Origin of the sequence: Klebsiella africana (assembly GCF_020526085.1) — a bacterium.
GTDB lineage: Bacteria > Pseudomonadota > Gammaproteobacteria > Enterobacterales > Enterobacteriaceae > Klebsiella > Klebsiella africana.
On record NZ_CP084874.1, the window covers coordinates 2,372,635 to 2,398,324 of the forward strand.

The following is a 25,690-nucleotide window of genomic DNA, read 5'->3' on the forward strand; positions in this document are numbered from 1 at the left end:
AGCGCTCAGCGCCGGGAGCGTACCACCTGGTAGCGGCGGGTGAAATACTCCACCGGCGCACTCCACACATGAACCAGACGGGTGAAGGGGAAGATCAGGAAGATGGTCATCCCCAGCACCAGGTGGACGCGATAGATCCACGCCACGCCGTCCAGATGCGCCGAGGCGCCGCCGTGGAAGGTGACCACCGCCTGCGCCCAGTCCACCAGCTTCAGCATTTCGCTGCCGTCCGGATGCCGGGCGGAGAAGGGAATAGTCGTCAGTCCCAGCGCACACTGAATCAGCAGAATGCACAGGATCAGAATATCCGCCGTGGTGGAGGTGGCGCGAATGCGCGGTTTGGTCAGGCGGCGCACCAGCAGGCCGAGTCCGCCGACCAGGGTCAGCACGCCACAGACGCCGCCGAGGATCATGGCCATCAGCTGCTTCTGCGACATCGGCAGGAACCACGAGTAGACCCAGTGCGGGGTCAGCATGCCAAAAAGATGGCCGAAGAAGATGCCGAGGATGCCGATATGGAATAAGTTCGACCATAGCACCATCCCGCGCTTATCCAGCATCTGGCTGGATGAGGCGCGCCAGGTATACTGCCCGTAATCATAGCGCAGCCAGCTGCCTACCAGAAAAACGGTGCCGCAGAGGTAAGGGTAGATATCGTAAAAGAAGACGTTCAGATACTGGATCATTTCGGGCCTCCGGCGCGGATGTCAACGTACTGCGGCGCCACATCCTGACTAAAGCGTCGTTGATAAGCTTGCATCGACGAGCTATCGCAAGCGGTCGCATTATCTTCGATAAACTTCACCTGCTCTTCTTCCCACACGGCGTCCAGCGCCTGACGGGTATCGTCGCGCTTTTCTCCCGCCACCTGTTTTGTGACACTGTCACTGGTGAGCGGGCTTTTAGCCAGCGCCAGCAGGGCGTCAAACAGCTGGTAGTACGGGCAGGCTCGCTGCTTAAGGCGGCCGCCGATCAGCGCCAGAATCGGCGCGATATTCTGCAGCCCCTCCCGAGCCTCCGCGGGGGGTAAAATACTGAGGTACTCCAGATACAGCGGCAGATGATCGGGCAGCTCGCGACAATCGATTTGCAGGCCCGCCTGCTGATACTGATTCATCAGGTCGACCATCGCCTGGCCGCGGTCGCGGGACTCGGCATGCACATGTTCAAACAGCAGCAGCGAGGTGGCGCGCCCGCGCTCGAACACCTCGCACCACTCGGCCTGGCGATCCAACAGCGGAGCCGTCAGCAGCTCACTGACAAACGGCGTCAGGGAAGGGACATCGACGCTGACCAGCGCCAGGGCATCGTCGCGGTTCTCCCAAAGTAACTCGTCGGGGTACTCCAGCAGCAGACCGATCACTTTCAGGATCCGCATCACTCGCCCTCCCCATGCTTACGCACGCCGCTGACGTCGATGGCGTCGATCCGCCGGCTGTTAAACAGGTTGAATTTCGTATCTGACCCGTGGCAGCCATCGCCGAAGGTAAAGCCGCAGCCGTTACGTTCCGGAAAGGCATCCTCCGCCAGTTCGCGATGGCTGGTGGGGATCACGAAGCGGTCTTCGTAGTTGGCGATCGCCAGATAGCGATACATCTCTTCGACCTGCTCAACGCTGAGGCCCACCTCTTCAATGGCGCGGGTATCGGTGACGCCCTCGACGGTTTGCGAGCGCTTGTAGTGGCGCATCGCCATCATCCGTTTCAGCGCGCGCAAGACCGGTCCGGTATCGCCGGCGCTCAGAAGATTCGCCAGGTATTGCACCGGGATGCGCAGACTCTCAACCGCCGGCAGGATGTTGCCGTTGCTCGGTAAGCCGCCGGCGTCGGCAACCGACTGGATCGGCGACAGGGGCGGCACGTACCAGACCATCGGCAGGGTGCGATACTCCGGATGCAGCGGCAGGGCCAGCTTCCAGTCCATCGCCAGCTTATAGACCGGCGACTTCTGCGCCGCCTCAATGACGTTGTGCGGGATCCCTTGTTTTAACGCTTCCTCGATGACCGCCGGATCGTTTGGATTAAGGAACACCTCGCACTGGCGCTCATAGAGGTCTGTTTCATGTTCGGTACTGGCTGCCTCTTCGATGCGGTCGGCGTCATACAGCAGTACGCCAAGATAGCGGATGCGCCCAACGCAGGTTTCTGAGCAGACCGTTGGCTGCCCGGACTCAATACGCGGATAGCAGAAGATGCATTTTTCCGACTTGCCGCTCTTCCAGTTAAAGTAGATTTTTTTGTACGGACAGCCGCTGATGCACATCCGCCAGCCGCGGCATTTATCCTGATCGATCAGTACGATGCCATCTTCCTCACGCTTGTAGATGGCCCCGCTCGGGCAGGTGGCCACGCAGCTCGGGTTGAGGCAGTGCTCGCACAGGCGTGGCAGGTACATCATGAAGGTATTTTCGAACTGGCCGTACATCTCTTTTTGCATGGCTTCGAAGTTGCGGTCGCGAGCGCGTTTCTCGAACTCGCCGCCGAGCAGCTCCTCCCAGTTCGGGCCCCAGTCAATCTTATCCATACGCTCGCCGCTGATCAGCGAGCGCGGGCGGGCGGTCGGCAGATATTTGCCCTCCGGCGCGTTGTGCAGATGCTGGTAGTCGTAGGTAAAGGGTTCGTAGTAATCGTCGATCTGCGGCAGCACCGGATTGGCGAAAATCTTCGATAATACGCTGACCCGATTGCCGAGGCGGGGCGTCAGCTTACCGCTAATGCCGCGGATCCAGCCGCCTTGCCACTGATCCTGGTCCTCCCAGTTTTTGGGGTAGCCAATGCCCGGTTTGGTCTCCACGTTATTGAACCACGCGTACTCCATGCCTTCGCGGCTGCTCCAGACGTTTTTACAGGTGACCGAGCAGGTATGGCATCCGATGCATTTGTCCAGATTCAGCACCATTCCAACCTGAGAACGGATTTTCATTTTTTCGCCTCCTGTACCTGATCGCGACCTTCGTCATCCAGCCAGGCAATATTCTTCATTTTGCGGATCATGATGAACTCGTCGCGGTTGGAGCCGACGGTGCCGTAGTAGTTAAAGCCATAGGCCAGCTGGGCGTAGCCGCCGATCATGTGCGTTGGCTTCGGACAGACGCGGGTTACCGAGTTATGAATGCCGCCGCGACGACCGGTCACTTCCGAACCCGGGATATTCATAATCCGTTCCTGAGCGTGGTACATCATGGTCATCCCCGGCGGCACCCGCTGGCTCACCACCGCCCGCGCGGTGAGAGCCCCGTTGGCGTTGAAGGCTTCGATCCAGTCGTTATCTTCAATCCCCAGTTCTTTTGCGTCGGTTTCGCTAAGCCAAACGATCGGCCCGCCGCGCGACAGCGTCAGCATCAGCAGGTTTTCGCTATAGGTGGAGTGGATACCCCATTTCTGGTGCGGGGTCAGGAAATTCAGCGCTTTTTCCGGAAAGCCGTTTGGCGGCACGGCCTTCATCTGGCTGACGCTGCGCGTATCGATCGGTGGGCGATAAGCCACCAGACTCTCGCCGAAGGCGCGCATCCACGGATGGTCCTGATACAGCTGTTGCCGCCCGGAGAGGGTACGCCACGGGATCAGTTCGTGAACGTTGGTATAACCGGCATTGTAGGAGACGTGCTCGCTTTCCAGACCAGACCACGTTGGGCTGGAGATGATCTTGCGCGGCTGCGCCTGAATATCGCGGAAGCGGATTTTCTCATCCTCTTTATTCAGCGCCAAATGAGTGTGATCGCGGCCGGTAAATTCTCCCAGCGCTTGCCAGGCTTTCACCGCCACCTGGCCGTTGGTTTCCGGCGCCAGGCTTAAGATGACTTCACTGGCATCGATAGCGCTGTCGATCCGCGGACGGCCTTTGGCCGGACCGTCTGGCTTGACGTAGTTAAGCTTGCCGAGGAAATCGACTTCGCTTTGCGTATTCCACGAAATGCCTTTCCCGCCGTTGCCGAGCTTATCGAGCAACGGGCCGAGAGAGGTGAAGCGTTCCCAGGTGGCGGGATAGTCGCGCTCCACCAGGGCAATCGACGGCGCGGTTTTCCCGGGGATCAGATCGCATTCGCCTTTGCGCCAGTCAAGCACCTCGAACGGCTGCGACAGTTCGCCGGGAGAATCATGCTGCAGCGGGACCAGCACCACATCGGTCTCTTTGCCAAGATGGCCGACGCAGACCTGCGAGAAGGATTTAGCGATATCCTTGTAGATCTCCCAGTCGCTCTTTGCCTCCCAGGCCGGGTCGACAGCGGCGGAGAGCGGATGGATAAACGGGTGCATGTCTGAGGTGTTCATATCGTCTTTTTCATACCAGGTGGCGGTCGGCAGGACAATATCGGAGAACAGGCAGGTACTGGACATGCGAAAATCGAGGGTCACCAGGAGATCGAGTTTGCCCTCAATCGCCGCGGTCTGCCACTCGACTTCCTCAGGTTTTACCTCATCGCTGGCACCCAGTTCATCACCCTGAATACCGCTGTCGGTCCCGAGCAGGTATTTGAGCATATACTCATGCCCCTTACCGGACGATCCCAGCAGGTTAGAACGCCAGATAAACAGGTTGCGCGGGTGGTTGTTGCCGCTATCCGGCTGCTCGGCGGCAAAGCGAATATCGCCTGATTTTAACGACTGGACGGTGAACTCAGCGGGGGAGAGCCCGGCGGCCTCGGCCTGCTGCTTAATGGTCAGCGGGTTGACGTTAAGCTGTGGCGCAGAGGGTAACCAGCCCATCCGTTCCGCACGGACGTTGAAGTCGATAAGGCTGCCGCTAAATTTGCTGGCGTCGGCCAGCGGCGACAGCAGCTCCTGGGCGGTCAGTTTTTCGTAGCGCCACTGGCTGGCGTGGTTGTAGAAATAAGAGGTACTGTTCATCTGCCGCGGGGGACGACTCCAGTCCAGGGCGAACGCCAGCGGCAGCCAGCCGGTCTGCGGGCGCAGTTTCTCCTGACCGACATAGTGCGACCAACCGCCGCCGCTCTGGCCGACGCAGCCGCAAAATACCAGCAGATTAATCATCCCGCGGTAGTTCATATCCATGTGGTACCAGTGGTTCACCCCGGCGCCGAGGATAATCATTGAGCGGCCATGGGTCTTATGCGCTGTATCGGCAAACTCGCGGGCAATCTGCTCGATATGCTGGCGCGGCACGCCGGTGATCTGCTCGGCCCACGCCGGGGTATAGGCTTTGACCTCAGAGAAATCCTTCGCCGCATTGACATCGTCAAGCCCGCGATCCAGACCGTAGTTGGCCAGAATCAGGTCATAGACGCTGACCACCAGGCCGCTTTCGCCACTGGCCAGCGTCAGCTGTTTAGTCGGTAGCGGGTGAAAGGTCACCGGTGACTGCGCTACGCTGCGAAAATGCGGATTTTCGTTGCCGCCAAAGTAGGGGAAGCCCACCGACACCACGCTGTCGCGAATATCCAGCAGCGACAGCTTCAGCTCAACATTTTTGCCGTCTGCCCGTTGTTCGAGATTCCATTTGCCTTTTTCGCCCCAGCGAAAGCCGATGGAGCCGTTCGGCGCCACCAGTTCGCCGTCGGCGTTATAGGCCACGGTTTTCCATTCCGGGTTATTACTTTCTCCAAGACCATCAAGCAGGTCGGAAGCACGCAGCATACGGCCCGGCGTATAGCTGCCGTCGTCGCGCGGCTCGAGTATCACCAGCATCGGCATGTCGGTGTAGGTCCGGCAGTAGTTAAGAAAGTAATCGCTCGGGTTATCGAGGTGGAAGGCTTTAAGGATCACGTGGCCCATGGCCATCGCCAGTGCGCTGTCGGTGCCTTGCTTTGGCGCCAGCCACTGGTCGCAAAGCTTGGCGACTTCCGAATAGTCCGGCGTGATGGCGATGGTTTTGGTGCCCTTATAGCGTACTTCGGTAAAGAAGTGGGCGTCAGGGGTTCGGGTCTGCGGGACGTTGGAGCCCCAGGCAATAATGTAGCTGGAGTTGTACCAGTCGGCGGATTCCGGCACGTCGGTCTGTTCGCCCCAGGTCATCGGCGAGGCAGGGGGTAAATCGCAGTACCAGTCATAAAAGCTCAGGCAGGTGCCGCCGATCAACGATAAATAGCGGGTACCCGCGGCGTAGGAGACCATCGACATCGCCGGGATTGGCGAGAAGCCGGCGACGCGGTCCGGGCCATAGTTTTTGATGGTCCAGACGTTGGCCGCAGCGATCAGTTGGTTTAACTCTTTCCAGCTGGAGCGAACAAACCCGCCTTTACCGCGCGCCGCTTTATAGCTGCGGGTTTTGGCCGGATCCTGCATGATGCTATCCCAGGCCAGTACCGGGTCGGGATGTTGTGTCAGGGCTTCGCGCCACAGCTCAATCAGCCGTTTACGCGCCAACGGGTACTTCAGGCGGTTAGCGCTGTAGAGATACCAGGAGTAGCTCGCGCCGCGCGGGCAACCGCGCGGTTCGTGGTTTGGCAGGTCCGGCCGGGTGCGCGGGTAATCGGTTTGCTGAGTTTCCCATGTAACCAGGCCGTTTTTGACGTAAATTTTCCAGCTGCAGGAGCCGGTACAGTTCACACCGTGCGTGGAGCGGACAATTTTATCGAACTGCCAACGTTGACGGTAGCTATCTTCCCAGTCACGGTTGTTGTTGTAGACCTGGCCGTGGCCGTTGGCAAAGGTGTCGCCTTTCTGCTTAAAGTAGCGAAAGCGATCCAGAAGTTTACTCATGACATTTCTCCTGCTCCGATGATGTCCGGCATCGTGCCACCCTGCCGGATGAGCGAACGAACTCGTAAGGCCGGATAAGGCGTAAGACGCCATCCGGCAGATAAATCGTTATGGTTATGCGGGTTTACGGCGGCCGTAGACCAGCCAGGTCACCAGCACGCAAACCACATAGAAGACAAAAAAGACTTTCATCGCGCCAACCGGTGAGCCGGTCATCGCCAACGAGGTGCCGAAGGCTTTTGGAATGAAGAAACCGCCGATGGCGCCGATCGCCGAGATAAAGCCCAGCGCGGCAGCGGTATCGGTCACCGCCTCGTGCTGCGCTTCTTCATCGCTGCCGCCGCGCTGTTTAACGCTGTCGATGGTGAGCTGGCGGAAGATGACGGCGATCATCTGGAAGGTGGAGCCGCTTCCCAGACCGGCGGTTAAAAAGAGCCCCATAAACACCACGTAGAAAGCGAGAAAGCTGCCGGAGCCGCTGCCTGGCAGGGTCAGAAACAGCAGGCCGGTAAACAGCGCCATCAGGACGAAGTTAACCAGCGTCACCCGCACGCCGCCGAGACGGTCGGAGATGATCCCGCCGAACGAGCGCGCCAGCGCGCCAATGAACGGTCCAAAGAAGGCGAGCTTGAGGATATCGACGGCGGGAAACTGGGTTTTCGCCAGCATGGCAAAGCCGGCGGAAAAGCCGATAAACGAGCCAAACGTCGCCAGATAGAGCAGGCTTAACAGCCACATATGCGGTCGCTTGAGTACGGGAAGCTGATCGCGAATCGAGGCCTTTGAACCGGCGATATCGTTCATGCCGAACCATGCGGCGACGGTGGCGAGCAGCAGCAGCGGTACCCAGACGAGCGCCGCATTACTCAGGGTGATTGTTGAACCATCGGGTTGGGTGACGCCATGGACGCCGAGAAAGGTGAAGAGCGGCAGGAAGATGACCGCTGGGGCGACCATCTGCATCACGCTTACGCCGAGATTGCCAAGGCCGCCGTTGACCCCCAGCGCGCTGCCCTGTTTCGCTTTGGGGAAAAAGAAACTGATATTTCCCATGCTGGAAGCAAAATTCGCGCCGGCAAAACCGCACAGCAGCGCAATAATAATAAATACCCAGAACGGAGTAGTAATATTCTGGATTGCCACCCCTAACCAAATACAAGGTACCACCAGAATCACGGTGCTTAATACGGTCCAGTAGCGCCCGCCAAAGAGGGGTACCATAAAGGAGTAGGGGACCCGTAATATCGCGCCGGAAAGTGAAGGCAGGGCGGTTAATAAAAAAAGCTGGTCGGTGGTGAAATGAAAACCAACCTTATTGAGATTGACCGCTACGGCGCTGAATAGCATCCATACGCAGAAAGCAAGTAGCAAGCAGGCCACTGATATCCATAGATTTCTTCTCGCAATGGCTTGGCCTTTATTTTCCCAGAACGCCTTGTTTTCAGGCCGCCAGTTGTTCAAAAGGTAATGATTATCTTTATCATTCTGTACCGACATATTGCCCTCTACTTGCCCGGAAAGGAGTAAATAAATAAGGTCAACAGCTGAATACAAGGGGATGGTGAATAACGCTTAATTTGCGTTATCTATGAAGCGTAGATAAAAAAAACGTGCTGGCAGAGAGCACGTGGTAAGCGTAGCGGAATTAATTGTTACTAAATGTAAAGTTAGCTAAAACAGCTCCAGCGTAATCATCTTATTTACGTAACGGCTAAACGCCGCCTCATCCAGGGCCTGTGCGTCCAGCGCGTAAATCCCGTCGAGGCCGCACACCAGGGCGATAAAGCGCCAGGCGATATCCGCCGCAGGCTCAGCCGACCGGAATTCGCCGCTGGTGAGGCCCTGCTCGATGATGGCGACGGTCTCGGCATGCCACATATTCATGGTCAGCAGGTAGACCGCTTTGATGTCCGGATCGCTGTCGGCCAGCACCTGGCCTTCGCGCCACAGGCGGATGTAGGGTTCCAGTCGGCCATCCTCGCTGCCGATCATCGAGAACAAGCGCTCGCGCCAGCTGGCGTCCTCAGCCACCAGCGGCATATCGAGCATCTCGCGGATCAGGCGGATAAAAACCTGTGCTTTCAGCTCGCCGATGGAGGCGAAGTGGTGGTGCAACTGCCCGGCGGCCACCTGGGCTTCGCGGGCGATCTGCCGTACGGTCATGGCGGCAAAGCCGCCGCGCAGCGCCAGGCGCATGGCGGCCTGCATGATCACTTCCCGTCGTGCATCTCGTTGTAAATAGTGCATAGAACCCCGCTGTCATCTGGCTTTGGCCGAGTGTAACAAAAAGTTGGACATGTGTTCAACAATCCGGCAGGATCGCCATCCTGGACGCGTGTCCAATTTTTAATATTGATTGAGGTACAAGCTATGTCACGGCAATGGATGACGCTGATGGCGATTTTGCTGGTTTATATTCCGGTGGCGATTGACGCTACGGTGTTGCATGTGGCCGCGCCGACCCTCAGCGTGGCGCTGGGTAGCAGCGGCAATGAGCTGTTGTGGATCATTGATATCTACTCATTAGTGATGGCCGGCATGGTGCTGCCGATGGGCGCCCTCGGCGATAAGATCGGCTTTAAGCGCCTGCTGCTGCTCGGCAGCGCCATTTTTGGCGTCGCGTCGCTGTGCGCCGCGCTGTCGCCGACGGCCATGACGCTGATTGCCTCACGTGCCCTGCTGGCGGTGGGGGCGGCGATGATCGTCCCGGCGACGCTGGCCGGGATCCGTAGCACCTTTGCCGAGGCCAGCCAGCGCAATATGGCGCTGGGGCTATGGGCAGCGGTCGGCTCGGGCGGTGCGGCTTTCGGCCCGCTGGTGGGCGGTATCCTGCTGGAGCATTTCTACTGGGGGTCGGTGTTCCTGATTAACGTGCCGATCGTGCTGGTGGTTATCGCGATTAACGCGAAAGTGGTGCCGCGCCAGCCCGCGCGCCGCGAGCAGCCGCTGAATCTGCTGCAGGCGCTCGTTTTGATTGCCGCGATCCTGATGCTGGTGTTTAGCGCGAAATCAGCGCTGAAAGGCCAGCTGGCGCTGTGGCTCACCGCACTGGTGGCGATCGGCGGGGCGGCGATGCTGAGTTGGTTTATCCGCAAGCAGCTGTCGGCCGCCCGCCCGATGGTGGATATGCGGCTATTCACCCATCGCATAATCTTAAGCGGGGTGATGATGGCGATGACGGCCCTGATTACCCTGGTCGGTTTTGAGCTACTGATGGCTCAGGAGCTGCAGTTTGTGCACCAGAAAACGCCGTTCGAGGCGGGGATATTTATGCTGCCGGTAATGGTGGCCAGCGGCTTCAGCGGCCCGATTGCCGGACTACTGGTGTCGCGGCTTGGGCTGCGCGAGGTGGCGACCGGTGGGATGTTGCTCAGCGCCTTTAGCTTTCTCGGCCTGGCGTTGACCGATTTCAGTACCCAGCAGTGGCTGGCCTGGGGGCTGATGACGCTGCTGGGCTTTAGCGTGGCCAGCGCGCTGCTGGCCTCCAGTTCCGCGATTATGGCGGCAGCGCCGAAGGAGAAAGCGGCGGCCGCCGGGGCGATTGAAACCATGGCCTATGAGCTGGGCGCCGGTCTCGGCATAGCGCTGTTCGGCCTGATCCTGACCCGCAGCTACAGCGCCTCTATTGTGCTGCCGTCTGGACTGAATGACGCCATGGCGCAGCAGGCGGCGTCATCGATTGGCGAGGCGGTGAGTCTCACCCAGACGCTGCCCGCCGGGGTGGCGCAGGCGCTGATGGCGGCGGCAAAGACGGCTTTTATTCAGGCTCACAGTCTGGTACTGGCGACGGCGGGTATATTGCTTCTGCTGCTGGCCGCCGGGATCTGGCGCAGCCTCGCCACCGTGGCGAAACCGCAGTCGGCGCTATAGCTGCAGCGACAGATCCATCGCCGCGCGCCGTAGCGGGGCGAGGGCCTTCTCTTTTAACGCCGCGGCGCTAACCGTCGCGGCGGGAACCCCGACATTCAGAGCGGCCACCACCTGACCGTGACGCGACAGGACGGGTACCGCCAGCGAGCACAACCCCACTTCGATCTGCCGGTCGGCGAGGGCATAGCCCTGCATGCGCACCCGGGCGATCTCTGCACGTAAACCGGACAAATCGCACAGGGTATGCGGAGTGTAGCGAATAAGCGTAGCTCGTGACAACGTCACTTCCAGCTGTTCCTCCGGCAGCGCGCTCAGCAGCACCCGCCCCATCGACGTGGCCCACGCCGGCAGGCGGCTGCCGCGCCCCAGATCGATACTCAGTAAATTATTGACCGCCGCGCGGGCAATATAGAGCACGTTATCCCCGTCGAGCGTCGCCGCCGAACAGGATTCGCCGAGCGCTTTGCCAAGACTATCCAGCGCCGTCTGCGCCACCTTGGCCAGCGGCGTGCCGGCCAGATAGGCGTGGCCGACGGCCAGCACCCGGGGGAGCAGTTCATAGCTGCGGCCATCCGGACTGTGCACCATGCCCAGCGCGGCGAGGGTATACAAACAGCGGCGTACCGCCGCACGCGAGATTTGCGTTTTCTGGCTGAGCTGAGAAATGGTCAGCCGCTGACGCTGGGGGGTGAAGGCATTAAGGACCTCCAGCCCGCGGGCCAGAGACAGCATAAAGTTAGGGTCGTGCTCGGCCTGCCTGGCGCTCAGCGTATTGGGGATATTGTCGCTCATCGCATCCTTCTCCGTTGCAGCGTAAAGCTCACGGCAGATCACTATACCTTGCGCAAAATGGGGCGCGCTGAATTGTGCCGGTTTTACCACCACGATCACATTAATAACCGTCTTTTAACAAACGCGTCGATAATCGCACAACATTTCGATTATCGCCGTTGACCATCCGCCAGGCTGAACCCTATTGTCAATGGCACGGACCTCCCCGTTATGGATGTGGGTACAAAAAGTTATATATCTCATCAGGAACAGAAAATGACTGCCACCGTAGAACAAATCGAGAGCTGGATTGTGGATGTTCCGACCATCCGGCCGCATAAATTGTCGATGACCACCATGGGCTGCCAGTCGCTGGTGATCGTGCGCCTTACCCGTTCTGACGGCATCTGCGGCATCGGCGAGGCCACCACCATCGGGGGGCTGAGCTATGGCGTTGAGAGTCCAGAGGCCATCTCGTCGGCGATCACCCATTATCTGACGCCGCTGTTGAAAGGGCAGCCAGCCGATAACCTGAATGCGCTGACCACCCGCATGAATAGCGCCATTAAAGGCAACACCTTTGCGAAGTCCGCCATCGAAACCGCGCTGCTCGACGCCCAGGGCAAAGCCTTAGGTCTGCCGGTATCAGCCCTGCTCGGCGGCGCGCTGCAAACGGCGTTGCCGGTGCTGTGGACCTTAGCCAGCGGCGATACCGCGAAAGATATCGCTGAAGGAGAAAAACTGTTGGCCGAAGGCCGCCACCGGGCGTTCAAACTGAAGATCGGTGCGCGTGAACTCGCCACCGACCTGCGTCATACCCGCGCCATCGTTGAAGCGTTAGGCGACCGCGCCAGCATCCGTGTCGATGTCAACCAGGCCTGGGACGCCGCCACCGGCGCAAAAGGCTGCCGCGAACTGGCGGCGATGGGCGTCGATCTCATCGAACAGCCGGTCAGCGCCCACGATAATGCCGCCCTGGTGCGGTTAAGCCAGCAAATTGAAACCGCGATCCTCGCGGATGAAGCGGTCGCGACCGCTTACGATGGTTATCAGCTGGCGCAGCAGGGCTTTACCGGCGCTTACGCGCTGAAAATCGCTAAAGCCGGGGGGCCGAACAGCGTGCTGGCAGTGGCCCGCGTCGCGCAGGCCGCGGGGATTGGCCTGTACGGCGGCACCATGCTGGAAGGCACCGTAGGGACCGTTGCGTCGCTGCACGCCTGGTCGACGCTGCCGTTGCAGTGGGGTACCGAGATGTTCGGCCCGCTGTTGCTGAAAGACGATATTGTCAGCGTGCCGCTGCACTTTGCCGACGGTCAGGTGGCGCTGCCGCAAACGCCGGGCCTTGGCGTCGAGCTGGATGAAGACAAACTGCATTTTTATACCCGCCAGCCGTAGCGGGGAACAGGAGGAAAAAATGTTATTTAAAGTGGATATGACCGTCAATATTCCGCCTGGCTTTCCCGCCGCCGAGGCGGAGGAAATAAAACAACGCGAAAAAGCCTATTCGCAACAATTACAGCGGGAAGGCAAATGGCGACATATCTGGCGCGTTGCCGGCCTTTATGCCAATGTCAGTATTTTCGATGTTAAAGATGCCGAAGAATTGCATCAAATATTAATGGGGTTGCCGCTCTATCCCTTTATGGCGATAAAAGTGGAAGCCCTCTGTCGTCATCCGTCATCAATTCGCGATGACGATCGCTAATAATAATATCTGACCTCACGCCGGTATTACCGGCGTACACCCTGCAAAATATAAGAGAGAACCCGTATGAGTAATGTATTCGTACAACAACCTGCTATTCAGAAATTATTACGCGACAGTGCCGGATTAGATGTTGCCGGCGGCGATGAACGTTTTAAGACGATTGTTCATCGTCTGCTGGAAAATATCTGCACGCTCATCGACGACTATAACGTTACGGAAGAGGAGTTCTGGCACGCGGTAAACTATTTGCACGAGCTGGGCGGGCGCCAGGAGGCGGCGCTGCTGGCGGCGGGTCTGGGACTGGAGCATTTCCTCGATCTGCGCCAGGACGCCATCGACGCGGCAGCGCATCGGGAAATCGGCACTCCACGCACCATTGAAGGGCCGCTGTACGTGGCTAACGCGCCGCTGGCCGAGGGCCACGACCGCATGGATGACGGCGCCGACGCCGGAGAAGTGATGTGGCTGCACGGCGAAGTCAAAGACACCGAAGGCCGGCCAGTGGCCAACGCTATTGTTGATATCTGGCACGCCAATACCCTCGGAAATTATTCCTTCTTTGACCCAAGCCAGAGTGAGTATAACCTGCGCCGGCGGATCCGCACCGGCGCCGATGGCCGCTACAGCGTGCGTAGCATCATGCCTTCCGGCTACGGCTGCCCGCCGGATGGCCCAACCCAGAAACTGCTGGACAGACTGGGCCGCCACGGCAACCGTCCGGCGCACATTCACTTTTTCGTCTCCGCGCCGGGTCATAAACATCTGACCAGCCAGATTAACCTCAATGGCGATAAATACCTGTGGGACGATTTTGCCTTTGCCACCCGCGACGGCCTGATTGCCGATCCGGTAAAAGTGACCGACCGCGAGATCATCGCGCAGCGCAATCTTGAGGGAGAGCACACCGAGGTTTGTTTTGATTTCACCCTGTGTAAAGCGCTGAGCGCCGACGAAGAGCAGCGCGGTACTCGCCTGCGCGCCAAAGAGTAAACGGCGCGACCCGCCCCGGGCGTGCAACAGCTCCGGGGCGACGCTGCCGTGAATTTATCCATCATATTTCGTGGATCCTGAATGCAGCAGGAGGAACTGACTCATGCAAAAAACGCTCTCGACGCTCAAAGACAAAATCAATAATGCCTTAATTGTCGACCGTGAAAATCATATTTATCGCTGCCATCGCTCTATATTTACCGACCCGCAGCTGTTTGAATTTGAAATGAAGCATATTTTCGAAGGTAACTGGGTATTTCTCGCTCATGAAAGCCAAATTCCCCAGCCGGGTGATTATTATACCCTGACGCTGGGCCGCCAGCCGGTTATTATTACCCGCGATAAAAAGAATGAGCTGCACGCGCTAATTAACAGCTGCGCTCACCGCGGCGCCATGTTATGTCGACGCAAAACCGGCAATAAAAATTCTTTTACCTGTCCGTTCCACGGCTGGACCTTCAGCAATAATGGCAAATTATTAAAGGCCAAAGATGAGAGCACTGGCGGCTATCCGCCGAGCTTTAAACAAGACGGCTCCCACGACCTGCAAAAGTTGCCGCGTTTTCAGTCCTATCGTGGTTTCTTATTCGGTAGCCTCAATGCCGACGTACAGCCACTGGAGGCTTATCTCGGGGAAACCTGCAAGATTATCGACCTGATCGTCGACCAGGCGCCGGAGGGTCTCGAGGTACTTAAGGGTTCGTCGAGCTATGTCTATGAGGGCAACTGGAAACTGGGCGCGGAAAACGGTGCCGATGGCTATCACGTCAGCGTGGTGCACTGGAACTATGCCTCGACCATGTCACGCCGCAACTATGAAGCGGAAGGGACGCACGCGGTGGATGCCAACGGTTGGTCAAAAAGCCTCGGCGGCGGCTATGGATTTGATAACGGCCATATGCTGTTGTGGACCCGGGCGCTCAACCCGGAAGTGCGCCCGGTCTATGCCCACCGCGAGCGGCTGCAGGCGGAATTCGGCGAACGCCGTGCCGACCAGATGGTCAACGAAACCCGCAACCTGTGCCTGTACCCCAATGTCTACCTGATGGATCAGTTCTCGACGCAAATCCGCGTGATCCGCCCCATTGCGGTGGATAAAACCGAAGTCACCATCTGGTGCTTTGCGCCGAAAGGGGAATCCGACCAGGCCAGAGCGCTGCGTATACGCCAGTACGAGGATTTCTTTAACGTCAGTGGGATGGGGACGCCGGACGACCTCGAAGAGTTCAGCGCCTGCCAGCGCGGCTATCTCGGCGAAAATCTTCCGTGGAGCGATCTCAGCCGCGGCGCGCTGCACTGGGTCGATGGCGCGGATGAGCATGCGCAACATGCCGGCTTTTCGCCGCGGTTAAGCGGGGTGAAATCGGAGGACGAAGCGCTGTACATCGCCCATCATCACCACTGGCAGACGCTGATGCTGGCGGCCATTGAACAGGAACAGCAGCGTTATGATCAGTCGATTACTCAGCGCGTGGAGGTGGCCTGATGCTTAACCTCGAACAGGTTCGCCAGTTTCTCTACTACGAAGCCCGTCTGCTGGACGATCGTCAGTGGGACGAATGGCTCAGCTGCTACAGCCCGCAGGTAGTCTACTGGATGCCGGCGTGGGGCGACGATGACCAGCTGACCCGCGACCCGCAAAAAGAGATTTCGCTAATCTACTACCCCAACCGCGAAGGGCTGGAGGATCGCGTCTACCGCATTAAAACCGAGCGCTCCGGGGCCAGCACGCCAGAGCCGCGAACCACCCATATCATCAGCAACGTTGAGCTGCTGGGGGAAAATGACGAGGGGCTTGAAGTGCGTTACAGCTGGGTCACCTGGAGCTATCGCTATCAGCACACGGATGCTTATTTCGGCTCAACCTGCTGCACACTGATCGAGCAGGAGGGCAGACCGCAGATCGTGCGCAAAACCGTGCGCCTGAATAACGACTATATCCGTCAGGTGATTGACGTTTACCACATTTAAGAGGCGCTTATGACCTTTTCTATTGCTCTTAATTTTGAGGACGGCGTAACCCGCTTTATTCAGTGCCACGCCGGAGAGAAAGTCCTGGATGCGGCCTATCGTCAGAAGGTGAATCTGCCGATGGACTGCTCGGACGGTGTGTGCGGCACCTGCAAATGCCATTGCGCCAGCGGGGAATATACCCTCGGCGAGGAGTTTCTCGACGAGGCGTTAAGCGACGAGGAAGCGCAGGCCCGCCAGGTGCTGACCTGCCAGATGGTGCCCACCAGCGACTGCGTGATCGATGTGCCGGTGGCCGCAGCCCAGTGCAAAACGGCCCTGGCGACGCTCGGGGCGCAGGTGCAGCAGGTCAATTTGCTGTCGGACTCAGCCATCGAGCTGGTGGTTGCGCTCGATGAGCCGCTGGCCTTCCTGCCGGGGCAGTACGTCAACATTCATGTACCGGGCACGCCTCATGTGCGCGCCTACTCATTTAGCTCGCAACCGGGTTCCCTCGAAGGGCACTTCCTTATTCGTAACGTGCCTGGCGGCATGATGAGCCAGTGGCTGACGCAGCGGGCGCAGCCCGGCGATCGCCTGACCCTCAGCGGGCCTATGGGCAGCTTCTATCTGCGCAGCGGCGAACGCCCGCTGCTCATGCTGGCGGGTGGCACCGGCCTGGCGCCGCTGCTCTCCATGCTCCATACCCTGCAGACACAGGGTAGCCAGCGTCCGGTAACGCTCCTGTACGGCGTAACCCGTGATGGCGATCTGGTGAAAACCGACGCGCTGGACACCTTTGCTCAACAGCTGACGGGGTATCGCTGGCTGCCGGTGGTGGCGGATGAAAACAGCCCCTGTCCGCAGCGCGGCTTCGTCACCGACCATCTCGACGACGCGATGCTGAACAACGGCGACGTGGACATCTATCTCTGCGGCCCGCCGCCGATGGTCAACGCGGTCGCCACGGCGCTGCGCGACCGCGGGATCACCCCGGCGGGGTTCTGGTATGAGAAATTTATTGCCAGCCAGAGCGCGGCGGCATAAGGAGGCAGTATGCGTTTTAGCGATAAAGTGGTCGCCATCACCGGTGCGGCCCAGGGCATTGGCCGCCAGACAGCGGAGCAGGTGGCCGCAGAAGGCGCGGCCCTGCTGCTGATTGACCGCTCGCCTTATATACACGAACTGGCTGCCGTTTTAGCCCAGGCCGGAAATCAGGTTCTTGCGCTGGAGGCTGACCTTGAGCAGTGGCAGAGTACTGAACAGGCGTTTGCCGCCGGGGTCGCGCATTTTGGCCGGCTCGACGTGCTGATCAACAACGTTGGGGGCACTATCTGGGCGCGGCCCTTTGCCGAATACCAACCGGAGCAGATTGAGAAAGAGATCCGCCGCTCGCTGTTCCCCACGCTGTGGGGCTGCCGCGCGGCGCTGCCGTGGATGCTGAAGCAGGGCAAAGGCAGCATTGTCAATATCTCGTCGGTGGCGACGGCGGGGGTGAATCGGGTGCCTTATTCGGCGGCGAAAGGCGGCGTTAACGCGCTGACCCGGTCGATTGCCATGGAGTACAGCGGCAGCGGTATACGGATTAACGCCGTGGCCCCGGGCGGGACCGAGGCGCCGCCGCGCCTGACGCCGCGTAACGAAGAGCAACCGAGCGACCAGGAGAAAGCGTGGTATCAACAGGTGGTCGATCAGACGGTGGCGAGCAGCCTGCTGCACCGGTACGGCACACTGGCGGAACAGGCGAACGCGATCCTGTTTCTCGCCAGCGATGAGGCCAGCTATATCACCGGCGTCACGCTGCCGGTGGCCGGGGGCGATCTCGGCTAACGCCGGGTAGCATACCAGCAGAGCAGGGAGCCGAGACACACCATCCCGGCGCCCTGCCAGAATGACCATGACAGGGCCGCACTCAGCAGGATCGCCGCCAGCGCAGAGGAGAGCACCGGCGTGAAGTAGGAGGCCGCCGCCAGCAGGCTGACGTTGCCGTGCAGGATCCCCACGTTCCAGGCGGCGTAGGCCAGGCCCAGCGCCACCGAAACAGTCAGCAACTTGATGCTTACCGGCCAGCTAAAGACCATGGGCGGCTGCGGTGTGGCGAGAAACTTCAGCCACAGCGTCAGGGCGGTTAACAGGACGAACAGCGTAATGGCGTTTTTACCGCGGGCATATTTAGCCGTCACCGTGCAGTAGGCGGCCCAGATAAACGCCCCGACAAAGGCCAGCAGATAGCTAAGCGGGCTGGAGATGACGTTGCTGATAATCTCGTCCAACTGCAGGCCGTGCTCACCGCCCAACACCCAGCCCACGCCGAGCAGGGCGAGAAGCAGGCCGGGGATCACCAGCCAACTGCTTTTCTGGCCGTTAAAGAGAATGGCGAACAAAATCGTCAGGCTGGGCCACAGGTAATTCACCATCCCTACCTCAATGGCCTGCTGACGGCTGGCGGCATAGCCCAGCGACAGCGCGAGGCAGATTTCGTAACTGACGAACAGTACGCTGCCGGCCAGCAGATAGCGACGCGGGATCTGGCGCAGGTTGGGAAAACCAACGGTAAAGATCAGCAGCAGGCCGCTAAGGCTGTAAATCATCGCTGCGCCGCCGACCGCTCCCAGTCCTTCGCTGACGCCGCGAATCAATCCGACCATCGTGCTCCATAAGATAATAGCGGCGAAGCCGATCGTCGTGGCTCTCTTTTTCTCCATGCTTTTCCTGATGGTTACGCAAATGCAGCGGGCATATATATCATCTTTTTATCGGTGAGGGGCGAAATTTTCCGCCGTTGCTAACCCTTAGGGATTAGCGAAAATGGCCAGGGCTGGCGATTAAGGGGGCGATGGTTTTCCTCCTTGATTTGACGCAAATTTTCCCGGGATTTTACTGTTAGTTTCCTCCGCGCGATGAATCAACATCCTGCATGGAGGAATGCAATGGACGTCAGCCGCAGAAAGTTCTTTAAGATCTGCGCAGGCGGTATGGCCGGAACCACCGCCGCCGCCCTGGGCTTTGCCCCTAAAATGGCGCTGGCTCAGGCACGCAATTTCAAATTGCTGCGTGCGAAAGAGATCCGCAACACCTGCACTTACTGCTCCGTGGGCTGCGGGCTATTGATGTATAGCCTCGGCGACGGTGCGAAAAACGCCAAAGAAGCGATCTACCATATCGAAGGGGACCCGGACCATCCGGTTAGCCGCGGCGCGCTGTGCCCGAAAGGGGCTGGCCTGCTGGACTATGTCCACAGCGAAAACCGTCTGCGTTATCCGCAATACCGCGCCCCGGGCTCGGATAAATGGCAGCGCATCTCGTGGGATGAAGCCTTTAACCGCATCGCCCGACTGATGAAGGCCGATCGCGACGCCAACTTTATTGAAAAGAACGAACAGGGCGTGACGGTTAACCGCTGGCTTTCCACCGGCATGCTGTGCGCCTCGGCGGCAAGCAATGAGACCGGCATGCTAACGCAAAAATTTGTGCGATCGCTGGGTATGCTGGCGGTAGACAACCAGGCGCGCGTCTGACACGGACCAACGGTAGCAAGTCTTGCTCCAACATTTGGTCGCGGTGCGATGACCAACCACTGGGTGGATATCAAAAACGCCAACGTCGTGGTGGTGATGGGCGGTAACGCCGCCGAAGCCCATCCGGTGGGCTTCCGCTGGGCAATGGAGGCGAAAAACAACAACGACGCCACGCTGATCGTTGTCGACCCGCGCTTTACGCGTACTGCCTCGGTGGCCGATATTTATGCGCCGATTCGTTCTGGTACCGACATTACCTTCCTGTCGGGCGTGCTGCTGTACCTGATCGAACATAATAAGATCAATGCCGAGTACGTTAAGCATTACACCAATGCCAGCCTGCTGGTGCGGGATGATTTTGCCTTCGAAGAGGGGCTGTTCAGCGGCTACGATGCGGAAAAACGCCAGTACGATAAATCGTCCTGGAACTACCAGTTCGATGAAAACGGCTACGCCAAACGCGATGAAACGCTCACCCACCCGCGCTGCGTGTGGAACCTGCTGAAGCAGCACGTTTCCCGTTACACGCCAGAGGTGGTCGAAAATATCTGCGGTACGCCGAAAGCGGACTTCCTCAAGGTGTGCGACGTGCTGGCCTCAACCAGCGCCGCCGATCGCACCACCACCTTCCTGTATGCCCTGGGCTGGACGCAGCACACCGTCGGCGCACAGAACATCCGCACCATGGCGATGATCCAGCTGCTGCTCGGCAACATGGGCATGGCCGGCGGCGGCGTCAACGCCCTGCGCGGTCACTCTAATATTCAGGGGCTCACCGATTTGGGACTGCTGTCGACCAGTCTGCCGGGCTATTTGACGCTGCCATCGGACAAGCAGACCGATCTGCAAAGCTACCTCAGCGCCAACACGCCGAAGGCGACCCTGCCCGAGCAGGTGAACTACTGGAGCAACTACCCGAAATTCTTCGTTAGCCTGATGAAATCCTTCTACGGCGAGGCGGCGCAAAAAGAGAACGACTGGGGCTTTGAGTGGTTACCGAAGTGGGACCAGGCTTACGACGTTATCAAATACTTCAACATGATGGATAACGGCAACGTCACTGGCTATATCTGTCAGGGCTTTAACCCGGTAGCCTCCTTCCCGGACAAAAACAAAGTGGTTCGCAGCCTCAGCAAGCTGAAATATATGGTGGTTATCGACCCGCTGGTGACCGAAACCTCGACCTTCTGGCAGAACCACGGCGAGTCTAATGATGTCGACCCGTCGGCGATTCAGACCGAAGTCTTCCGTCTGCCGTCGACCTGCTTTGCCGAAGAGGACGGTTCGATCGCCAACTCCGGCCGCTGGCTGCAGTGGCACTGGAAAGGTCAGGATGCACCAGGTGAAGCGCGCAATGATGGCGAAATCCTGGCCGGGATTTACCATCGCCTGCGCGAACTGTACCGCACCGAAGGCGGGAAGGGCGCGGAACCCCTGCTGAAGATGAGCTGGCGCTATAAGCAGCCGGACCATCCGGAATCGGCAGAAGTGGCAAAAGAGAACAACGGCTACGCGCTGGCGGATCTCTACGATCAAAATGGCACTTTGCTGGCGAAAAAAGGCCAATTGCTGAACAGCTTCGCGCTGCTGCGCGATGACGGCAGCACCGCGTCATCGTGCTGGATCTATACCGGCAGCTGGACCGAGCAGGGTAACCAGATGGCGAATCGTGATAACGCCGATCCTTCGGGCCTGGGCAATACGCTGGGATGGGCCTGGGCGTGGCCGCTCAATCGTCGGGTGCTGTACAACCGCGCCTCGGCCGATATCAACGGCAAGCCGTGGGATGCGAAGCGGATGCTGATCCAGTGGAACGGCAGCAAGTGGGTCGGGAATGATATTCCGGACTTCAATACCGCGCCGCCAGGGAGCAAAACCGGGCCGTTTATCATGCAGCAGGAGGGGCTGGGTCGCCTGTTTGCGCTCGATAAACTGGCGGAAGGGCCGTTCCCGGAACACTACGAGCCGATGGAAACCCCGCTTGGCACCAACCCGCTGCACCCGAAGGTGGTCTCCAGCCCGGTGGTGCGGTTGTATGAAGAGGACGCCATTCGCTTAGGTAAGAAAGATAGGTTCCCGTATGTCGGGACCACCTATCGTCTGACCGAGCATTTCCACACCTGGACCAAGCATGCGCTGCTCAATTCCATCGCGCAGCCGGAACAGTTTGTCGAAATCAGCGAAGGGCTGGCGAAAAGCAAAGGTATCGTCAACGGCGACTGGGTGAAAGTCAGCAGCAAGCGCAGCTTCATTCGCGCGGTTGCCGTGGTGACCCGCCGATTACGCACGCTGAACGTTAATGGTCAGCAGGTGGAGACCGTCGGGATCCCGTTGCACTGGGGTTTTGAAGGCGTGGCCCGCAAAGGCTACATCGCCAACACCCTGACGCCTAACGTTGGCGATTCCAACTCGCAAACGCCGGAATACAAGGCGTTCCTGGTCAACATCGAGAAAGCGTAAGGAGCGATTCAATGGCGATGGAAACACAAGACATTATTAAACGCTCCGCGACTAACCCGATCACGCCCGCGCCGCGCGCGCGGGACTATAAGGCCGAAGTCGCCAAGCTTATCGATGTCTCCTCCTGCGTGGGCTGTAAAGCGTGCCAGGTGGCTTGCTCTGAGTGGAATGACATCCGCGATGAAGTGGGGCACTGCGTCGGGGTGTACGACAACCCGGCGGATCTCAGCGCCAAATCCTGGACGGTGATGCGCTTTAGCGAGACCGAACAGAACGGCAAACTGGAGTGGCTTATCCGCAAGGATGGCTGTATGCACTGCGAAGAGCCGGGCTGCCTGAAGGCCTGCCCGTCCGCCGGGGCGATTATTCAGTACGCCAACGGCATCGTCGATTTCCAGCAGGAAAACTGCATCGGCTGCGGCTACTGCATTGCCGGGTGTCCGTTTAACGTCCCGCGCCTCAATAAAGAGGATAACCGGGTCTATAAATGCACCCTGTGCGTGGATCGGGTCAGCGTCGGCCAGGAGCCGGCCTGCGTGAAAACCTGTCCTACCGGCGCGATCCACTTCGGTACGAAGAAAGAGATGCTGGAGGTGGCCGAGGAGCGGGTGGCTAAGCTTAAAAAACGCGGTTATGCCAACGCCGGGATTTACAACCCGCCGGGCGTCGGCGGCACCCACGTGATGTACGTCCTGCATCATGCCGACCAGCCGGAGCTGTATCACAAACTGCCGAAGGAACCGCAGATCGATACCAGTATCAATCTGTGGAAGGGGGCGCTGAAACCACTGGCGGCGGCGGGCTTTATCGCCACCTTCGCCGGGCTGATTTACCACTACATCGGTATCGGGCCGAATAAGGAAGTTGACGACGACGAGGAGAAGCATGATGAGTAAATCGAAGATGATTGTGCGCACGACGTTTATCGATCGCGCCTGTCACTGGACGGTGGTTATCTGTTTCTTCCTCGTGGCGCTGTCGGGAATATCGTTCTTCTTCCCGACGCTACAGTGGCTAACGGAAACCTTCGGCACGCCGCAGATGGGGCGTATCCTGCACCCGTTCTTTGGGGTGCTGATTTTTGTCGCGCTGATGTTTATGTTCGTGCGCTTTGTCCACCACAACATCCCTGATAAGCAGGATATTCCGTGGCTGAAAGGCATCGTCGAGGTGCTGAAAGGCAACGAGCATAAGGTGGCGCGCGTCGGTAAATATAACGCCGGGCAGAAGATGATGTTCTGGACCATCATGAGCATGATTTTCGTGCTGCTGGTGACCGGGGTGATTATCTGGCGGCCCTATTTCGCGCCATATTTCCCGATGCAGGTGATTCGTTATAGCCTGCTGATTCACGCAACATCGGCCATCATTCTGATCCACGCCATCCTTATCCATATGTATATGGCATTTTGGGTCAAAGGGTCGATTAAGGGGATGATTGAGGGTAAGGTCAGCCGCCGCTGGGCAAAGAAACATCACCCGCGCTGGTATCGCGATGTCGAACGCCTGGAGGCGATGAAAGAGAGTCGCGAAGGGATGAAGTAAGCCTTTACAGGGTAAACCCGCTCCGGTGATATCGGAGCGGGTTCCCGGCAGTCAGCAGTTCGTGATAAGTGTATCGATTGAATCGATAACGCCCTGGCGCGCATGACTCAGATTGCAGACGAAATCCTGTGGCTGGATCCGTTTATTATTTAAGTTACTGATCATCGGCGTACAAAGTAAAAAACTGTCAAATTCAATATTTATCCTTGGCGCGACATGCTGATGCCAACGAGGTCATTGCTGCGGTCGCATTAAAGGAATAATGACTTTTGTGGCCAGGTCTGCATAATAATCATTCTGCACAATTATATAATACGGCAGGGATTTATTTGTCTGAGCAGAACAATTTCGATAGACATTGAATTGTTCAAGCATCATAGTACCCTGAAAAATTCATCATCCGTGAGAGTGCCTCCTTTTGCAATAAAGTCATTCATTGCGGTAATGAATTCCTTGTGCTGACGCTGCTTATCGGCTTCTCGTAGATCCTTACCTGGCTGTGCTGACGCCTTCCGGGCGGGTACGTCAGTGGGTCTTTTACGTAGCGTATTACTTTTCATCATCGGCTCCTTGTGGTTGGTTCCGTGATTATTCGCTTTACTTACTAAAAAATAAATCCCAGCAGTAAATTTAATATTTATTTTGCGAAGCAGCTTCCAGAGGAAAGAAACAACCTGAAATATTCATGGTTATAGTAATAAACCTGGCGCTGGCATTAACCAGCGCGACGGGAAATAATCAAAACTTCTCCGGAATAAAGCGGAAGGGGAAATTGGTCTGTTTCATTTTGCCAATTTTGCGCTTCGGCAGCGTCACATGCTCCACCGGTAAAGCTTCATACGGGATCTGCGACAGCAGATGGGTAATGATATTCAGACGCACGCGCTTTTTATCCTCCGAGCGGGCGACGAACCACGGCGCCCAGGCGGTATCGGTGGCGGCGAACATGGCGTCGCGGGCGGCGGTATATTCATCCCAGCGGTTGAAAGACTTGATGTCCATCGGCGAGAGCTTCCAGATTTTACGCCCATCGTCGATACGATCCCGCAGACGGCGCTCCTGCTCCTGCGGAGAGACCTCCAGCCAGTACTTGAGCAGAATAATGCCCGATTCGACCATGCCGCGCTCCACCATTGGCGCGCCGTCAAGAAACTTCTGTACCTCCTCCGGCGTACAAAAGCCCATCACCCTTTCGACGCCGGCACGGTTGTACCAGCTGCGATCGAAAATCACAATCTCGCCCGCCGCCGGAAGGTGTTTGATATAGCGCTGAAAATAGAGCTGGCTTTTTTCGCGCTCGGTGGGCGAGGGTAAGGCCACGACCCGGAAGATACGCGGGCTGACACGCTCGGTGATGGCCTTTATTGTGCCGCCTTTCCCGGCACCGTCCCGGCCTTCAAAAACGATGCACACTTTCAGTCCTTTGTGCACCACCCAGCGCTGGAGTTTCACCAGCTCAACGTGGAGTTTGCGCAGCGCTTTCTCGTACGCTTTGTTGTCGAGCGGCGCGATTTTTGCCGCCGTATCGACCGGATTACCGCTTTTCTTGTTGCCCATCGCCATGCTCCGTGTTGCCGAGGTATCCCTTTGAAGTGTAATCCTCCCCCGGCGAGGCGGTGGAAAATTATTCGCCGGGTTTTCCCGCCTGGATGACTTCCAGTCCCACCCGCTGCCCCCACGACAGCTCCAGGGTGTTACCGTCCGGGTCGGCAAAGAAGGCGAAATAGCCCACCGGATCGCCCAGCTGCTCCGGTTCCCGACGTAAAACACCTTCCCGCCGTGCGAGGGCCACTTTCTCATCGATCTCCTCCTGGGTAGCGCAGGCGACGCCGAGGTGGCCGAACGGTCCCAGCGGCGTATCGGCCGGATCGTCACTTTGCACCAGCACCAGGGCAAAAGGCCGGGTGCGGTCGCTGAGCCATGCCACTTTCCGCGCCGAGGGGAGGTCGGGTTCGCGCTGGTGAATAACGGTCATCGCGGTATAGCGGGTATAAAAATCGATGCTGCGGGCCAGACAGCGGACGGTAAAGGCGACATGAGTAAAGCCGACATCAACAGTTTGCATGGATAATTCTCCGGTGGTGAGCGATGTTTTTGACTTTACAACCTCAAGTTAACTTGAGATCAATGAGCTGTTTATCTCTTTGAGCTCACTGATTTTGATAGGGGATTGTTACTGCGAAACCGCGCCGCCGGTATGCCACGCTGCTGGGGAACAT

Annotated in this window: 22 protein-coding genes and 1 pseudogene; 11 read left to right on the forward strand and 12 right to left on the reverse strand. The window is 58.3% G+C overall.

Annotation, left to right across the window (positions count from 1 at the left end):
* Positions 1-5: 5 nt before the first annotated feature.
* The 6 genes from narI to LGL98_RS11610 form a co-directional block, all read right to left on the reverse strand.
* Positions 6-686 carry a respiratory nitrate reductase subunit gamma gene (gene narI / locus LGL98_RS11585; protein ID WP_136032738.1) on the reverse strand — a complete coding sequence of 227 codons (681 nt, stop codon included), beginning with the start codon at positions 684-686 and terminating at the stop codon, positions 6-8.
* Positions 683-1,378, reverse strand: a complete 696-nt coding sequence (gene narW, locus LGL98_RS11590; RefSeq protein WP_136032740.1) for a nitrate reductase molybdenum cofactor assembly chaperone — start codon at positions 1,376-1,378, stop codon at positions 683-685. The genes narI and narW overlap by 4 nt, the downstream gene beginning before the upstream one ends.
* On the reverse strand, positions 1,378-2,922 hold the full coding sequence (narH, locus tag LGL98_RS11595; RefSeq protein ID WP_136032742.1) for a nitrate reductase subunit beta: 1,545 nt from the start codon (positions 2,920-2,922) through the stop codon (positions 1,378-1,380). The genes narW and narH overlap by 1 nt, the downstream gene beginning before the upstream one ends.
* Complete coding sequence (locus tag LGL98_RS11600; protein WP_136032744.1) at positions 2,919-6,659, reverse strand: nitrate reductase subunit alpha; 3,741 nt, start codon at positions 6,657-6,659, stop codon at positions 2,919-2,921. The genes narH and LGL98_RS11600 overlap by 4 nt, the downstream gene beginning before the upstream one ends.
* 114 nt (positions 6,660-6,773) lie before the next feature.
* Positions 6,774-8,156 (reverse strand): NarK family nitrate/nitrite MFS transporter, encoded by a 1,383-nt coding sequence (locus LGL98_RS11605; RefSeq protein ID WP_038435361.1) that lies wholly within the window; start codon positions 8,154-8,156, stop codon positions 6,774-6,776.
* A gap of 174 nt (positions 8,157-8,330) precedes the next feature.
* Positions 8,331-8,906, reverse strand: a complete 576-nt coding sequence (locus LGL98_RS11610; protein ID WP_136032746.1) for a TetR family transcriptional regulator — start codon at positions 8,904-8,906, stop codon at positions 8,331-8,333.
* Between the two features lie 123 nt (positions 8,907-9,029).
* Here LGL98_RS11610 and kmrA point away from each other — a divergent pair, with 123 nt between their 5' ends.
* Complete coding sequence (gene kmrA / locus LGL98_RS11615; protein ID WP_136032749.1) at positions 9,030-10,529, forward strand: efflux MFS transporter KmrA; 1,500 nt, start codon at positions 9,030-9,032, stop codon at positions 10,527-10,529.
* Here kmrA and LGL98_RS11620 read toward each other — a convergent pair.
* Complete coding sequence (locus LGL98_RS11620; protein WP_168435347.1) at positions 10,524-11,414, reverse strand: IclR family transcriptional regulator domain-containing protein; 891 nt, start codon at positions 11,412-11,414, stop codon at positions 10,524-10,526. The genes kmrA and LGL98_RS11620 overlap by 6 nt on opposite strands.
* A gap of 117 nt (positions 11,415-11,531) precedes the next feature.
* Between LGL98_RS11620 and LGL98_RS11625 the strand changes: the two genes are divergently transcribed.
* The 7 genes from LGL98_RS11625 (at position 11,532) to LGL98_RS11655 (ending at position 17,778) form a co-directional block, all read left to right on the forward strand.
* On the forward strand, positions 11,532-12,695 hold the full coding sequence (locus LGL98_RS11625; RefSeq protein ID WP_168435336.1) for a muconate cycloisomerase family protein: 1,164 nt from the start codon (positions 11,532-11,534) through the stop codon (positions 12,693-12,695).
* Positions 12,696-12,714: 19 nt separating this feature from the next.
* Positions 12,715-13,005 carry a muconolactone Delta-isomerase gene (gene catC / locus LGL98_RS11630; protein ID WP_009307770.1) on the forward strand — a complete coding sequence of 97 codons (291 nt, stop codon included), beginning with the start codon at positions 12,715-12,717 and terminating at the stop codon, positions 13,003-13,005.
* A 66-nt stretch (positions 13,006-13,071) separates the two neighbouring features.
* Positions 13,072-13,998 (forward strand): catechol 1,2-dioxygenase, encoded by a 927-nt coding sequence (catA, locus tag LGL98_RS11635; protein WP_136032754.1) that lies wholly within the window; start codon positions 13,072-13,074, stop codon positions 13,996-13,998.
* 103 nt (positions 13,999-14,101) lie between these two features.
* On the forward strand, positions 14,102-15,484 hold the full coding sequence (locus tag LGL98_RS11640) for a Rieske 2Fe-2S domain-containing protein (RefSeq protein WP_136032756.1): 1,383 nt from the start codon (positions 14,102-14,104) through the stop codon (positions 15,482-15,484).
* The gene (benB, locus tag LGL98_RS11645; RefSeq protein WP_136032759.1) at positions 15,484-15,969 is read left to right on the forward strand and encodes a benzoate 1,2-dioxygenase small subunit; all 486 of its coding nucleotides are present in this window, start codon (positions 15,484-15,486) and stop codon (positions 15,967-15,969) included. The genes LGL98_RS11640 and benB overlap by 1 nt, the downstream gene beginning before the upstream one ends.
* A gap of 9 nt (positions 15,970-15,978) precedes the next feature.
* Positions 15,979-16,995 (forward strand): benzoate 1,2-dioxygenase electron transfer component BenC, encoded by a 1,017-nt coding sequence (gene benC, locus LGL98_RS11650; RefSeq protein WP_136032761.1) that lies wholly within the window; start codon positions 15,979-15,981, stop codon positions 16,993-16,995.
* A 9-nt stretch (positions 16,996-17,004) separates the two neighbouring features.
* Entirely contained in the window at positions 17,005-17,778 is a 774-nt protein-coding gene (locus LGL98_RS11655) for a 1,6-dihydroxycyclohexa-2,4-diene-1-carboxylate dehydrogenase (protein WP_136032763.1), read from the forward strand.
* Here the strand turns inward: LGL98_RS11655 and yddG are convergent.
* Positions 17,775-18,653, reverse strand: a complete 879-nt coding sequence (gene yddG / locus LGL98_RS11660) for an aromatic amino acid DMT transporter YddG (RefSeq protein WP_136032765.1) — start codon at positions 18,651-18,653, stop codon at positions 17,775-17,777. The two genes, LGL98_RS11655 and yddG, sit on opposite strands and share 4 nt — an antisense overlap.
* Before the next feature lie 225 nt (positions 18,654-18,878).
* Between yddG and fdnG the strand changes: the two genes are divergently transcribed.
* The 3 genes from fdnG to fdnI are packed head-to-tail and all read left to right on the forward strand — an operon-like array spanning position 18,879 to position 23,471.
* A complete protein-coding gene (gene fdnG / locus LGL98_RS11665) occupies positions 18,879-21,926 on the forward strand; it encodes a formate dehydrogenase-N subunit alpha (RefSeq protein WP_136032767.1) in 3,048 nt (1,015 codons plus the stop codon).
* An 11-nt stretch (positions 21,927-21,937) separates the two neighbouring features.
* Positions 21,938-22,822 (forward strand): formate dehydrogenase subunit beta, encoded by an 885-nt coding sequence (fdxH, locus tag LGL98_RS11670; protein WP_136032769.1) that lies wholly within the window; start codon positions 21,938-21,940, stop codon positions 22,820-22,822.
* Entirely contained in the window at positions 22,815-23,471 is a 657-nt protein-coding gene (gene fdnI, locus LGL98_RS11675; RefSeq protein WP_032447504.1) for a formate dehydrogenase-N subunit gamma, read from the forward strand. Before fdxH ends, fdnI begins: the two co-directional genes overlap by 8 nt.
* Positions 23,472-23,522: 51 nt before the next feature.
* On the opposite strand, the pseudogene LGL98_RS11680 reads toward fdnI, so the two are convergent.
* The 4 genes and pseudogenes from LGL98_RS11680 to LGL98_RS11695 all read right to left on the reverse strand — a co-directional run bounded on the left by LGL98_RS11680 (position 23,523) and on the right by LGL98_RS11695 (position 25,536).
* A pseudogene (locus tag LGL98_RS11680) lies at positions 23,523-23,849 on the reverse strand (CcdB family protein).
* Positions 23,846-24,031, reverse strand: a complete 186-nt coding sequence (locus LGL98_RS11685; RefSeq protein ID WP_136032771.1) for a hypothetical protein — start codon at positions 24,029-24,031, stop codon at positions 23,846-23,848. The pseudogene LGL98_RS11680 and the gene LGL98_RS11685 overlap by 4 nt, the downstream one beginning before the upstream one ends.
* A 178-nt stretch (positions 24,032-24,209) precedes the next feature.
* A complete protein-coding gene (ppk2, locus tag LGL98_RS11690; RefSeq protein WP_025711566.1) occupies positions 24,210-25,028 on the reverse strand; it encodes a polyphosphate kinase 2 in 819 nt (272 codons plus the stop codon).
* A gap of 67 nt (positions 25,029-25,095) precedes the next feature.
* Entirely contained in the window at positions 25,096-25,536 is a 441-nt protein-coding gene (locus LGL98_RS11695) for a VOC family protein (RefSeq protein ID WP_136032773.1), read from the reverse strand.
* Positions 25,537-25,690: the final 154 nt, after the last annotated feature.

Coding starts and splice junctions, on each gene's coding strand:
- narI (WP_136032738.1), bottom strand. CDS start 686: ATGATCCAGTATCTGAACGTCTTCTTTTACGATATCTACCCTTACCTC.
- narW (WP_136032740.1), bottom strand. CDS start 1,378: ATGCGGATCCTGAAAGTGATCGGTCTGCTGCTGGAGTACCCCGACGAG.
- narH (WP_136032742.1), bottom strand. CDS start 2,922: ATGAAAATCCGTTCTCAGGTTGGAATGGTGCTGAATCTGGACAAATGC.
- LGL98_RS11600 (WP_136032744.1), bottom strand. CDS start 6,659: ATGAGTAAACTTCTGGATCGCTTTCGCTACTTTAAGCAGAAAGGCGAC.
- LGL98_RS11605 (WP_038435361.1), bottom strand. CDS start 8,156: ATGTCGGTACAGAATGATAAAGATAATCATTACCTTTTGAACAACTGG.
- LGL98_RS11610 (WP_136032746.1), bottom strand. CDS start 8,906: ATGCACTATTTACAACGAGATGCACGACGGGAAGTGATCATGCAGGCC.
- kmrA (WP_136032749.1), top strand. CDS start 9,030: ATGTCACGGCAATGGATGACGCTGATGGCGATTTTGCTGGTTTATATT.
- LGL98_RS11625 (WP_168435336.1), top strand. CDS start 11,532: ATGGATGTGGGTACAAAAAGTTATATATCTCATCAGGAACAGAAAATG.
- catC (WP_009307770.1), top strand. CDS start 12,715: ATGTTATTTAAAGTGGATATGACCGTCAATATTCCGCCTGGCTTTCCC.
- catA (WP_136032754.1), top strand. CDS start 13,072: ATGAGTAATGTATTCGTACAACAACCTGCTATTCAGAAATTATTACGC.
- LGL98_RS11640 (WP_136032756.1), top strand. CDS start 14,102: ATGCAAAAAACGCTCTCGACGCTCAAAGACAAAATCAATAATGCCTTA.
- benB (WP_136032759.1), top strand. CDS start 15,484: ATGCTTAACCTCGAACAGGTTCGCCAGTTTCTCTACTACGAAGCCCGT.
- benC (WP_136032761.1), top strand. CDS start 15,979: ATGACCTTTTCTATTGCTCTTAATTTTGAGGACGGCGTAACCCGCTTT.
- LGL98_RS11655 (WP_136032763.1), top strand. CDS start 17,005: ATGCGTTTTAGCGATAAAGTGGTCGCCATCACCGGTGCGGCCCAGGGC.
- yddG (WP_136032765.1), bottom strand. CDS start 18,653: ATGGAGAAAAAGAGAGCCACGACGATCGGCTTCGCCGCTATTATCTTA.
- fdxH (WP_136032769.1), top strand. CDS start 21,938: ATGGCGATGGAAACACAAGACATTATTAAACGCTCCGCGACTAACCCG.
- fdnI (WP_032447504.1), top strand. CDS start 22,815: ATGAGTAAATCGAAGATGATTGTGCGCACGACGTTTATCGATCGCGCC.
- LGL98_RS11685 (WP_136032771.1), bottom strand. CDS start 24,031: ATGAAAAGTAATACGCTACGTAAAAGACCCACTGACGTACCCGCCCGG.
- ppk2 (WP_025711566.1), bottom strand. CDS start 25,028: ATGGGCAACAAGAAAAGCGGTAATCCGGTCGATACGGCGGCAAAAATC.
- LGL98_RS11695 (WP_136032773.1), bottom strand. CDS start 25,536: ATGCAAACTGTTGATGTCGGCTTTACTCATGTCGCCTTTACCGTCCGC.